Source organism: uncultured Boseongicola sp., assembly GCF_937988555.1.
Lineage (GTDB): Bacteria > Pseudomonadota > Alphaproteobacteria > Rhodobacterales > Rhodobacteraceae > Boseongicola.
This window is the reverse complement of record NZ_CALJXO010000130.1, coordinates 1-11,858: the sequence shown is the minus strand read 5'-3', so window position 1 is coordinate 11,858 and position 11,858 is coordinate 1. Positions and strand designations below refer to the sequence as shown.

The following is an 11,858-nucleotide window of genomic DNA, read 5'->3' as shown; positions in this document are numbered from 1 at the left end:
ATGTGCTTTGCGGCTGGCGCGTTCGCGGCGTTTGACCTCGGCCTTGTCCAGCACGAGTCGACGTGCGGCTTCGATGTCGTCGACAAGAAGCACATGACGAGCAAGTCCGAACCCCGCCAGCACCAGCGCATGCAGACGCGTCAACTCGTCCTGTCCGGGGGGCGAAAAGCGCGCGCCTGTCTCTGACTTTTCGCGGGCAAGATCGGTCATGCGCTTGGACACGAGATCGCCGGCTGCCTCGACACGGATGGCGTATTCCAACAACGCGCGGGATTGTTTGAGTTGCGGCTTTTCGAATTGGTCACGCGCGTTTTCAGCCATAAACCGGCGCAGATTGGTATAAAGGGTGTTCACAAGTTCATCGCGATCGCGGATAGCCTTCAGCTCGGCGGGGGTCGCTGTGTCGTAAAGCGCCAGAATTGGGCGGTACATGCGCTCGACTTCTTGCAGCATTTGCAGAATTTCCTGCCGAATTGCGGACAAGGCCAGCGGCGGCGCATCCGCATTCGACTGATCAAGCGCGCTCAGAGGATTTCTGCTCGGGGGCGTCATTTCTTTCTCGTGCCTGGTGGCGGGGATCAGCGCAGAAACCGGCTTTTCGAAAACGCCCGCAATTGGCACAAAAAGCAACACAAGCAGCGTGTTGAACCCGATGTGTAAGACGATCAGAGACGCCGCTGGACTGAAAACAAGAAGAAATTCAACTAAGTCGAAGGCATGGACGGCATACAGCGCTGTCAATGCTGCAAGGCCGCGCAGGATGGCGTTGGCGAGGGGGATACGTTTTGGTTCGGCGGCCATGTCGCGGGTCAACCAAACCGGAATAAGCGCGCTTCCAAGGTTCGCACCGATCACAAGCGAAACTCCGGCAGCAAAGGGCAGGGCCGTGGTCGCTACGAGGGCGGCGACCATCAAGATCGTTGCAACACTGGAATGCAGTAAAAACGCCAACGCCGCACCGATCAGAAAGCCTGTAAGGCTATCTGCCGCGATATAGGCAGCGATTGCTGGCAAGAATTCAGCTTCCCGCAGCGGTGCAACTGCATCACGCAACAGACTAAGCGACACCAGAATGAGCGCCAGCCCAAGAATTATACGCCCAACATGCTGGATGTCGGGCCGCTCGATTTTCAGGTAAAGCCACCCACCGACGACCAACAGAATTGGCTGCAGCCACGTCAGGTCAAAAGACAGAAATTGAATAACCAGCGCCGACCCCAGATCCGCGCCTAAAAGTGCCGCCAATCCAGTGGGAAAACTCAACATTCCCGTCGCAGCGAATCCGCTCAGCAAAAGCGCAACGGCGGCCGAACTTTGAAGCACCACCGCAAGCATAAGTCCTGACCCGGCGGCCGTAACATTTGAACCATGCCCGGTCAGATATCGGATAAAATACTGACCAAACCGACGCTCGATTCCTGTCCGCACAAGACGCACAGAAAACAATAGCAGCATCACAGCTGCAAAAATCTGAAGAACAAAACCGGCAATAGCCATCAGCGAAAATTCCAGAATTTGAAAGGCCCCGGCAATATGCCGGAGCCTTTGTTTGTGAGCAGATCAGGTATAGCGGTAAGAACGTCCTGCGGCCTCCATATCAGCGGTATATTTCTTTAAGATCTCGACTACCTGTGCCTTCTTCGGGCTTTCTGCGGCGATCTCGTCCCAGAATACTCTGGTATGCGATTCCGCTGTCGCCCATTCCTCGTCCGGGATCGTGGTCAACTGCATCTTGGTGCCGTTGACGCGCAAATTTGCTTCGCGGGACCAATAGCAATGCTGGCGATAGTAATGCGACTGTTCGCAGCAAACCGGGAACAGCGTCTGAAGGTCCTCAGGTAGCTCATACCAGCGATTCATGTTTGCAATAAAGGGCCCGATCCACGTACCTGAGGTATTGTTGGTCAGGACGTAATTCGTCACATCAACCCAACCAACAGTATAGTCCTTGGTGATGCGCGCCGCACGCTCAGCCTCGGACGGGTCCAGGTTGCCCGCGACCAAGATTTTTTCCGACATTTCGGTCATCGCATCTGGCGCGTCCGAGGGTCGGCTGCAGTCGTACACCAGCCGCGAAACCCGCGCATTCAGCGTCCCCGCCAATGCACGCGTCAATTCCAAAGCGCCGATATCCCATGCGGCGTGACTTAACCGATCGCCTGCCGCCAGCCCTGGACTATTCAGGGAGGGAGGAATGGCAGGGCTGGCGTGTTCGCAGACAAGCCAGATATCTGCCGACCCCGAGGGGTTAATCACCTCGGCCACCGGGCCTTCATCGGAAGCCAGAATCGAAGGCAGAATTACACGGGTCACGACCCCTATTAGCTACAAAGTAATAGAATCTGTCAAGAAACTCCCGTAGACGAAGCTACGGTCGACATATACGCTGTAACAAAAGCTACAGAATTGGGCGCCGCCGTGAAACAGCCCCGGATCGTCAAAGATCTGATCCAGGACCAGACCGCCAGCCTCACCCCGGCGGACCGACAGGTGAGCGACGTCCTCTTGCGCGACTACCCGGTCGCGGGCCTGAAATCGATCACCAAGATCGCCGATGCGGCCGGGGTGTCTACGCCAACCGTGATCCGCCTCGCCCGCAAGCTTGGCTTCGAAGGGTTCCCAGAACTTCAGGACGCCCTGCGCGACGAAGCCTCGGCCCGCATCAAGCAACCGATCCGCAAGCACGAGCGATGGCCCGAGGACCGCGGCGACAGCCCGAGGTTCCGCGACTTCGCAGAAGCGGTATTTGACAACCTCAGCGCCACAATCGATCGGCTCGATCCCGCAACCTTCGACAAAATCGCGCGTGTCCTGAACGACCGCCGCCGTCGCATCTTCCTCACGGGCGGTCGCATCACCCGCTCCAATGCCGATTACTTCTACAACCACCTGCAAATCATCCGTCCCGGTGTCACGCTCCTAAGCCAGTCCCCAAACGTCTGGCCGCAATACCTCCTGGATATGAACGGCCGCGCAGTACTGATCCTGTTCGACGTTCGTCGCTACGAACGCGACCTCGCGCGGCTTGCGCAACTCGCGAAAGACCGCGGCGCAGTGATTATCCTTTTCACGGATCAATGGGGTTCGCCGATCTCCAAAATTGCCGACCATGTTGTTAACGCGATGATCGAAGTGCCGTCCAGCTGGGATTCCACCATCGCGATCAACCTGATCATCGAGGCCTTGATCGCCGAAGTCCAAAGCCGTCGCTGGGATGCCGCCAAAGACCGGATCGAGGCCTTGGAAGACATGTTCAAATCCACCCGGATTTTTCGCAAGAAACCCTGACGTCGTGGCGCTTTGGCCAATAAAAAGACATCTCAGCAGGCATCCTTTCAAAAATACTTCGGGAGGGTCCGGGCGGGTAGCGCCCTTCGCGTCACTCGGCGCGCAAAGCGCGGCGTAACGTCAACTGTTGCCAACAGCCGCTTCCACAATCCCAAGCGCGCGGTCCAGATCATCCTGTGCAATCGTCATCGGCGGCGACAATGTCAGGACATTCCCCGCACTGATCTTAAAGCTCAGCCCTTCCGCAAGGCAGGCGTAGTACACTGCTTCGGCCCGGGGCGCGTCCGGCGTCCGGCTGTCACGGTCTGTCACGATCTCGACTCCGAACATGCAGCCCCGCCCCCGTATATCGCCCACATGGGCACTCTGACCAAGGCTCTCGCGCAACCGGTCCATCGCCCGATCTCCAAGCCGGGCCGCCCGCGCGACCAGCCCCTCATCTTCGATAATATCAAGCGTCGTCAATGCCGCCCGCGCTGTCACCGGGTTCTTTTCATGGGTGTAATGTCCAATGGCAAAATCACCCGCGACGTCCAAGTCTGCCCGCGCAATGACAGCCGCAATCGGAAGAACGCCACCCCCAAGCGCCTTTCCTACGACGATGATATCCGGAGTGATCCCGTCATGATCGTGGGCAAAGAACTTACCCGTTTTTCCCAGACCTGTCGGGATCTCATCCATGATCAGCAGTGTCTTGTTGGCCCGACAGGTCGCCTCGACCGCCTGCCAATACCCTGTCGGAGGCACCACCGGCACCGCGCGCATCGGCTCTGCGATCACTGCCGCCGTATCCCCCTCGCGGGCCAACACAAAGTCGACCATATTCGCGCAGGCCAAACCGCATGTCTCCGGCCCTGGATGCCCGTAGGCGCAATGATAACAATGAAACGGCGCCAGATGCTCGGCCCCCGGCAAAAGTGGCCCCGCGATATGGCTGCGAAACGTGGCCTCGCCACCCACCGATGACGCCCCAAATCCTGCCCCGTGAAACGCGTCCCAAAAACTGAGCGTCTTGAACCGCCCGGTCGCCGCGCGTGCGATTTTCATCGCGACCTCAACCGCGTCCGACCCACCGGTGGTGAACAACACTTTTGCCGGCCACGGCGCCAGGTCTCCCAACCGCTCGGCCAGTTGTGTCGATACGTCATTGGTGAAGCGCCGCGGAGAAAAGGGCAGGGCGTCCAGCTGGTCCTTGATCGCCATGATCAGGCGCGGATGCCCATAGCCGATGTGATGGACAGAATTGCCATGGAAATCCATGAATCGCCGCCCGGCCGTGTCCTCGATCCAGATACCTTCGGCTTTCGCAATGGTCGACACACATGGCGACGACAGCGACTGATGCAAAAACGCGCCCGAGTCCCGCTTCAAAAGGTCATTGGTGGGTCCGTCAGTCTCCCGCGCCGACCAAGCAGCGCGGGCTTTCGATGTATTCGCTTCGCCCTCGGTATGATGGGACATGCGCCCTAGTTCGGCCAGGGCAGCGAGTATGTTTTCACGTTGGTGAAGAACTTCATCGCCTCAATCACCCCTTCTTTCACACCATTGCCCGAGTCCTTGATACCACCAAACGGGGACATCTCGATACGGTAACCGGGCTGCTCCCAGATATTGCAGGTACCAACATTCAGGCCGTTGATAAAGGCAATCGCACGGTTCAGATCGTTGGTGCAGACACCCGAAGACAGGCCGAACTCGGTCGAATTCGAGATCGCCATGACCTCGATATCATTGTCGGGTACCCGGACTATCGGTATGATGGGACCAAAGGTTTCTTCCATCACCAACTCGCTGTCATGGGGTACGTGGTCCACAACAATCGGCGGCAACAGCGCCCCCTCGCGGCCCGGATGATAAAGGATCTTCGCCCCCGCGTCTTCGGCCATAAAAACGCGCTTTTCGAACAATTCAGCCGCCTTATCGTGGATCACACAGCCAAGCTCTGTCGCGGGGTCCTGCGGGTCACCAAACTTGATCCTTTTCGCTTTCGCCAACACCAGTGGAACAAACTTTTCCGCCACGCTTTCCTGCACAAGGATGCGCTTCACAGCGGTACAGCGCTGACCAGAATTGCCGGTCGCCCCTGCGACAGCAATCGTCGCCGCTTTGTCGAGATCTGCGTCGCTCAGGTCATTGAGAATGATCAGCGGATCGTTTCCGCCAAGTTCCAGCGCCGTGCGTTTGTAACCCGCTTTGGCAGCGATCATTTTGCCCACGGGTACGCCGCCGGTAAACGTGACGATGTCGATGTGTTCGTTCGTTATCATCTCGTCGCCGATATCGGCGGGCATGCCCGTGACGATCTGAAACATCTCGGGGGGCAATCCGGCCTCATAGAGAATGTCCGCCAGCGCGATGGCTGTGAGTGGCGTCAGATCGGTCGGCTTACATACCATGCAATTATTGGTCGCAATTGATGGCGCGATCTTGTGGCTGACCATGTTCAGCGGATGGTTGAAAGGTGTTATCGCAGAGATGGCCCGTACCGGCTCGCGCTTGGTGAAAATCTTGCGCTCTTTGCCATTATGCGTCAGGTCGCATGAAAATATCTCGCCGTCGTCCATCATCGATTGACCGGCAGCAAATTGGTATACGTCCTGCGCCCGTTTGGTCTCGTAAATCGCGTGTTGGTGGCAGATACCCAATTCCAATGTTAGCCATTTGGCAAGAAACTCGCGTTTTTCACCAATCAATTCAGATGCCCGGTTCAGGATCTGACTGCGCTCGTAACGCGACAGCTTCGGCGTGTAGTTCGCGGCGATCTCAAATGCTTTCGCGGCGTGTTGCGCAGTGCCCGCGGGCACTGTGCCGATCACTTCGTTTGTATAAGGGTATCTCACCTCAATCACGTTGTCGGTAAAGATCACTTCACCGCCAATGCGCATGCCCTCAGCGCGAAAGTCTTTATCGTGGGTGTTCATGCGGAGACCTCTTCAAGGGCGGCGGCTTTTGTTGCATAATAAAAGGCATCGAAATTCCGCAAAACGGGCGCGTTCGGCAGATCGATCACCCGATTCACGATGAAGGGCACCTCCTGCTCCGTCAATCCGCCGTGGCTGCGAAGCGGCTCCTTCAGGGCCGCCAGATCGTGGCGGTGGGCGCTGGTGCCGATGGTCATGTTCTCGGTCGATACCATGGTCAAATCCCCGATGCGGTCGGCAGGAAGCTCGTAAGCCGCAACAGCCTCAGCTTTCGTGAGAACTTCAAGCATTTCAGGCAAAGCCTTCAATCGCGCAACGATATCGCCCACATCCGCACCATCGGGCAAGTAACAGGTCGCGAACGACCCAAGCGCGCCATGGTGCACCACGTAAGGGTCGGTGATCGGCAAGATAACGCGGGCGGCCGCCTGGCCGAGCCAGGCATCCATCACATCCTGCATATAGATCACTGCCGGATCGCCATTCGCGTCATGCTTTGGCTTCATGCCATGATCTGCCGTAACCACAATGGCCGCGCCCATGGCGTCCAGCTCGCCCAGATAGCGGTCAAACATTGCGTAGAAATCCAGGGCCCCCTGATCGTGCGGCGCAAACTTGTGCTGCACATAATCCGTCGTCGACAGATACATCACATCTGGCGCCCACTCCTTCAAAAGCTTCACGCCCGCTGCAAAAACAAACTCGGACAACTCAGCAGAATAGACCTCAGGCACCGGCATCCCCAGCCACTCGGACGCATCATCAATCCCATGTTCGGCCTTCGTCGTCTCGCCCGACCGTTCAGATGAAAAGGCGATCGCGCGATCCTCGTCAAACTTCAGACCCGAGCCTAAGAGCGCCCGCAACTTGTCCTTGGCTGTGACCATCGCAACCCGCGCGCCTGCCTCATAGAATTTCGAAAACAACGTCGGCGCACGCAAAAACCGAACGTCATTCATCATGACCTCTTCGCCCGTATCGGGGTCGAACAGAAAGTTCCCGCAAATGCCGTGCACCGCCGGGGGCCGACCTGTCGCAATAGACAGGTTGTTTGGATTGGTGAACGAGGGGATCACTGAATGCGCCAACCTGTCAGTGCCAGTCTCGCGCATGCGCTTGAGGACCGGCATCAGGCCCTTGGCAATCGCGACCTCCAGATACTCCGGTTCGCAACCGTCCAGACAGATGGCAATCGCGCAGGTTTTTGGGGCGGCATACGTGCGGTCGTTGGCGACCACGGGGGATTTCACAGGCATATCAGTTCAGTTCCTTCAGGCAGCGAGTTTCTTGCGTTCTTCCAATGCGGCAGCAGGCGGCGCGGCGCTTACCACGCCCATCTCCGCCAATGCCTTGCGCGCAGCGTCAACTACACGCGTCATAATGTGGCTGTCCATCTGTCCGATGCAGCCGATCCGGAAACTATCCACGACAGTTAGCTTGCCAGGGTAAATGATAAAGCCTTGCGCTTTCATCGCTTCATAAAAGTGCGTGAAATCAAACGCCGCATCCGAGGGGCAGAAGAACGTCACGATGATCGGGCTCTGCCAGCGATCCTCCAGCAACGTCTCGAACCCAAGGCCTCGCATGCCCGACACCACTGTGTCCCTGTTCAGCGCATAGCGCGCGCCGCGCGCCTCCACGCCGCCTTCTTCGCGGTGCTGCGCAAGGGCCTCCATAAAGGCCGCAACCACATGGGTGGGAGGCGTAAAACGCCACTGCCCGGTTTTTTCCATCGTCGCCCACTGCGCATGAACATCCAGCGACAACGAGTGCGAATTGCCCTTGGAGGCCTCGATTTCGGCCTTTTCTGCAATGATAAACCCAAAACCCGGCGCACCTTCGATGCATTTGTTGGCCGACGACACGAACGCCACGCAGCCAAGCTCGGCTGGGTGAAGGGGCACCGCTCCAAATGCTGACATGGAATCGATCAGCAACTTACGACCGGCTGCGCGCGTGGCTGCGGCAATTTCCTCGATCGGGTTCAAAATCCCGCTAGAGGTCTCACAATGGGTCGCCATCACATGGGTAATTGCGGGATCTTCGGCCAAAACCGCGGCCACTTCGCTCCCTCTGGGCGGCAGATAATCCCCTTTATCAATCACGATATAATCGCGGCCGAGATACTTTAGCGTTTCCGCTGCGCGCAGTCCGTATGCGCCATTGGCCAGTACCAGCACCCTCCCGTCCTTCGGCACGAAACTGCCCAGCATCGCTTCGACCGCGTAAGAGCCCGATCCCTGTATAGGAACGCAATCGTAGGCCTCGGCGCCCGGGCCAATCAAGGCCAGCAGCTGGTCACGCAGACTGCGCGTCATCGCACGAAAATCGCCATCCCAACTTCCCCAGTCCCTCAGCATCGCGCGCTTCGTGCGTTCGGACGTCGTCAGAGGGCCGGGCGTCAGCAAAAAGGGCTCGCGCATTTTCGGATCGGGAATGCGATCGTTTGGCATTGTCTCGGCCTCACAGGTCATGTCGCTGTTCTGTTTGCCCAGAAATCGGCCATATGTAAAATCTCTGTTTTGTATCCTTCCATAAGATAAATCTATACAATTCACCCTTTCCAAACTACCTATGTTGGATCAATGCGTCCCAAAGCGCCTGTGAAAAGACAAGGACTACACCGATGCGCTACACGCAATTACGCGCCTTTCATAACGTCGCCCTGCACGTCGGCTTCTCGCGCGCCGCCGCCGCCCTCAATCAGTCGCAGCCTTCGCTCAGTGATCAGGTGCGCAAGCTCGAACAGGCCCACGACGTCCTTCTGTTTCACCGCGAGGCGCGCCAGATCCGTCTCACCGAGGTCGGTCACGAATTATTCCGCTACACTAAGCAATTCTTCGAAATGGAAGGTCAGATCGGCGAATACCTTAACCAGTCGCGCGCCGAGGTGACGGGAACACTCCGCATCATCGCCGATTCCGCGCTGCATGTGGCGGGCATCGTTAGTCGCTTCCGCAAAGCCAACCCCGGCGTTTTCGTATCGCTTCACACAGGCAACACCGAAGACATCCTGCGTCGTTTGCGCAACTACGAAGCCGAGGTCGGTGTCGTCGCCAATTTGGTGGCCGCCCCGGATCTTGAAACGCTCGATCTCGGCAACACGCCCATCGTCGCAATCGCGGCGCGCGGGACTTGGCCCAAGTCCAGAAAATCGCTCACTCTCGCGGAATTCGCCGCCGCACCACTGGTCTCTCGCGAGGCAGGATCGCGCACGCGGGCCGCCGTCGAACAAGCCGCCGCGCGGGCTGGCCTCGCGTTCAAGCCCGTGATCGAAGTCGAAGGCCGTGAAGCCATGCGCGAGATCGTCGCCTCGGGTGCAGGCATCGGGTACGTCTCGGCGGCGGAATTCGGTCAGGACGCACGCGTCATATCTCTGCCTATTCTCGACAATGATCTGAAGATGTCAGAGATGTTGATCACCCTGACCGCACGGCAAGACGTGCCGGTCATCCGCGCCTTTCTGCGCACACTCAACCAGTAGTATAGGGGTGCGGCACCGATCTATCGTAAAAAGCTATAGCTCGATACGAATCTAAAATTTTACAGATGGCTGGCATAGGCGATGATCGGACAGGAGGGCGCGTAAGCGTCTGGCATGAACCTGAGGGGGACCATAGTGCCTGCGCGGCCCAATGTTCTGTTCATCGTAATCGACCAGTTGCGCGCCGATTGCGTTTTCGGCGCCCTCTCCCAATATATTGAGCTGCCGCACCTACGCGCGCTTGCCGATGATGCCGTGCGCTTTGACTGTCATCACAGCGTCACGTCGCCCTGCGGTCCCTCGCGGGTGTCTTTGCTCACCGGGCAATACGCGATGAACCACCGTGCCGTGCGAAACGGCACGCCGGTGCGCGCCGACACGCCCAATCTGGCGACTGTTGTTAAAGACGCGGGGATCAGGCCGCTTCTTTATGGCTACACCGATCACGCTATTGATCCGCGCGGCCTCGAGCCTGTCGATCCAAGGCTGCAAAGTTACGAAGAACTTGCGCCGGGCTTTGAAGAAATTGTGCGGATGCGTCTGGAAACCGACGTCACCGCCTGGGAAGACGACTTGCGGGCGAAAGGCTACGACGTTCCCAGCTATCCCGACACCTATCGCCCTGCCGGCGACACCCCCGATGCGCCCGCGTTTTATGCCGCCGAAGACAGCGATACGGCCTTCCTGACCGACAAAGTGCTGGAAGATCTGCCCAATCGCGCCCCCGGCTGGTGCGCCTTCGTCGCCTACATCCGCCCGCACCAGCCGCTTGTCGCGCCCGCGCCTTACAACACGATGTACGCGCCGGCGGACATGCCGCCGCCGCGCGCCTTCGCGCTGGGCGAGACACTGCACCCTTTCGTGCCCGTCTCGGCCGCTCGTAACCCGATCTCGGGCATGGTCGTGGGCTTCCCGGACTTAGAGCCGACGCCTGGCACCATCGCGCAGATGCGCGCGCTTTATTTCGGCCTCGCCACCGAGGTCGACACCCATATCGGCCGCCTCATAGACTGGCTGAAAGACAGCGGACAATACGAAGACACGCTGATCGTTGTCACCGCCGATCACGGCGAGACGCTTGGCGATTTCGGTCTCTGGGGCAAGGTCAACTATTTTGACGCCTCCCACCACGTTCCGCTTCTTTTCCGGGCGCCTGGCGGCGCGCGTGGCCACGTTGTTCAGGCTCCGACCGAATCAATCGACGTGACCCCGACGATTCTTGACCACCTTGGGATCGATATCCCCCATTCGATGGACGGACACAGCCTCGCGCCTTTCCTTATGGGCGACACGCCAAGTCACTGGCGCAGACACAGTTATTCCGAAATCGACTTCGGAAACCCGATCCAACCGTCCGGCTTTCAAACCAACCTTGGAATTGACCTCGACGCCTGCAATCTGGCTATTCTGCGCACCGCTGACTTCAAGCTCGTCCAGTTCGCATCCGACCTCCCAGCGCTTCTTTTTGACATGAATGTCGAAGGAGAAGCCAAAAATTTAGCCGAAGATCCGGAAAAGACGCGGATTCTTCTTGATTTGTCGCGTCAGATGCTTTGCCATCGGATGCGAAACCCCGATGGTACGTTTTCGCGAACGATGGTGTCATCGCGCGGGCTTGAAGTGGGTGCTGCTTGATCTGCCTTGCTGAATTCCGTCGGGAAATGCCCAAAGACGTCATGCATTTGTCATGCCCATCGGGCAAAGACAGCCCGTTACGTCGATCCGGTGTGGCAGGTGAAATGGGGAAGAGGGGGACAATCTTTTCTTCTTGCTGATGCGCGCGGGAGCGTGCGCGCTGGCAGAAGTTCGCCAGGCATCTGTCTGGCGAAATATAAAGCGAGAACAGGTGGTGTCAGACCAATTCGAACCAGTCTCAGTTTGCCCCAGAATGCGTGAACTTATGCCGAACAAAGCTGGCGCTACTCGGATAGATCAGCGGTTCGGCCAAGCTTGAAATTGTCTCTGTTGTAGAAAGTGAGCTCTTGGTTGAAATGGTTGCAGACGGAGGCATGAACGGCGGTGAACTTTTGCAAACTTCGCATGCTGCGGAACCGTTGCATGGCCCGCTCTCGTCGTCGAAACGGAAGGTGCGAATTCTCGGCTCTGTTGTTCTTCCGGCGGCCGTTTTCCTGTCGGTCAGCGTTGCCGATGTCCTTCATTGCAGC

The 11,858-nt window shown here is 58.1% G+C and carries 10 protein-coding genes; 3 read left to right on the top strand and 7 right to left on the bottom strand.

Annotated elements, in window-relative coordinates; translation table 11 throughout:
* Both Q1B15_RS07140 and Q1B15_RS07135 read right to left on the bottom strand, forming a co-directional pair.
* Nucleotides 1-1,497 (bottom strand): Na/Pi cotransporter family protein (locus tag Q1B15_RS07140; protein WP_299752226.1); only part of this gene is annotated, 1,497 nt, incomplete at its 3' end.
* Nucleotides 1,498-1,560: 63 nt separating this feature from the next.
* On the bottom strand, nucleotides 1,561-2,256 hold the full coding sequence (locus Q1B15_RS07135) for an N-formylglutamate amidohydrolase (RefSeq protein ID WP_299752229.1): 696 nt from the start codon (nucleotides 2,254-2,256) through the stop codon (nucleotides 1,561-1,563).
* A gap of 162 nt (nucleotides 2,257-2,418) precedes the next feature.
* Here Q1B15_RS07135 and Q1B15_RS07130 point away from each other — a divergent pair, with 162 nt between their 5' ends.
* Nucleotides 2,419-3,288 (top strand): MurR/RpiR family transcriptional regulator, encoded by an 870-nt coding sequence (locus Q1B15_RS07130; protein WP_299752223.1) that lies wholly within the window; start codon nucleotides 2,419-2,421, stop codon nucleotides 3,286-3,288.
* A 120-nt stretch (nucleotides 3,289-3,408) separates the two neighbouring features.
* Here Q1B15_RS07130 and Q1B15_RS07125 read toward each other — a convergent pair whose 3' ends face one another.
* The 4 genes from Q1B15_RS07125 to Q1B15_RS07110 are packed head-to-tail and all read right to left on the bottom strand — an operon-like array spanning nucleotide 3,409 to nucleotide 8,662.
* Nucleotides 3,409-4,749 (bottom strand): aspartate aminotransferase family protein, encoded by a 1,341-nt coding sequence (locus tag Q1B15_RS07125; protein WP_299752220.1) that lies wholly within the window; start codon nucleotides 4,747-4,749, stop codon nucleotides 3,409-3,411.
* Between the two features lie 5 nt (nucleotides 4,750-4,754).
* The gene (phnY, locus tag Q1B15_RS07120) at nucleotides 4,755-6,209 is read right to left on the bottom strand and encodes a phosphonoacetaldehyde dehydrogenase (protein WP_299752217.1); all 1,455 of its coding nucleotides are present in this window, start codon (nucleotides 6,207-6,209) and stop codon (nucleotides 4,755-4,757) included.
* On the bottom strand, nucleotides 6,206-7,465 hold the full coding sequence (phnA, locus tag Q1B15_RS07115; RefSeq protein WP_299752214.1) for a phosphonoacetate hydrolase: 1,260 nt from the start codon (nucleotides 7,463-7,465) through the stop codon (nucleotides 6,206-6,208). Before phnA ends, phnY begins: the two co-directional genes overlap by 4 nt.
* 15 nt (nucleotides 7,466-7,480) lie before the next feature.
* The gene (locus tag Q1B15_RS07110; protein ID WP_299752211.1) at nucleotides 7,481-8,662 is read right to left on the bottom strand and encodes a 2-aminoethylphosphonate--pyruvate transaminase; all 1,182 of its coding nucleotides are present in this window, start codon (nucleotides 8,660-8,662) and stop codon (nucleotides 7,481-7,483) included.
* Between the two features lie 173 nt (nucleotides 8,663-8,835).
* On the opposite strand from Q1B15_RS07110, the gene Q1B15_RS07105 reads away from it, so the two are divergent.
* Together Q1B15_RS07105 and Q1B15_RS07100 are read left to right on the top strand one after the other, a co-directional pair.
* Nucleotides 8,836-9,693, top strand: coding sequence for a LysR substrate-binding domain-containing protein (locus Q1B15_RS07105; protein ID WP_299752208.1), 858 nt, complete (start codon nucleotides 8,836-8,838; stop codon nucleotides 9,691-9,693).
* Between the two features lie 114 nt (nucleotides 9,694-9,807).
* The gene (locus Q1B15_RS07100) at nucleotides 9,808-11,328 is read left to right on the top strand and encodes a sulfatase-like hydrolase/transferase (RefSeq protein WP_299752205.1); all 1,521 of its coding nucleotides are present in this window, start codon (nucleotides 9,808-9,810) and stop codon (nucleotides 11,326-11,328) included.
* Between the two features lie 284 nt (nucleotides 11,329-11,612).
* On the opposite strand, the gene Q1B15_RS07095 is transcribed toward Q1B15_RS07100, so the two are convergent.
* Nucleotides 11,613-11,858, bottom strand: a 246-nt coding sequence (locus Q1B15_RS07095; protein WP_299752202.1) for a DDE-type integrase/transposase/recombinase, incomplete at its 5' end; no start/stop codon positions are given.

Coding starts and splice junctions, on each gene's coding strand:
- Q1B15_RS07125 (WP_299752220.1), bottom strand. CDS start 4,749: ATGTCCCATCATACCGAGGGCGAAGCGAATACATCGAAAGCCCGCGCT.
- phnY (WP_299752217.1), bottom strand. CDS start 6,209: ATGAACACCCACGATAAAGACTTTCGCGCTGAGGGCATGCGCATTGGC.
- phnA (WP_299752214.1), bottom strand. CDS start 7,465: ATGCCTGTGAAATCCCCCGTGGTCGCCAACGACCGCACGTATGCCGCC.
- Q1B15_RS07110 (WP_299752211.1), bottom strand. CDS start 8,662: ATGCCAAACGATCGCATTCCCGATCCGAAAATGCGCGAGCCCTTTTTG.
- Q1B15_RS07105 (WP_299752208.1), top strand. CDS start 8,836: ATGCGCTACACGCAATTACGCGCCTTTCATAACGTCGCCCTGCACGTC.
- Q1B15_RS07100 (WP_299752205.1), top strand. CDS start 9,808: ATGAACCTGAGGGGGACCATAGTGCCTGCGCGGCCCAATGTTCTGTTC.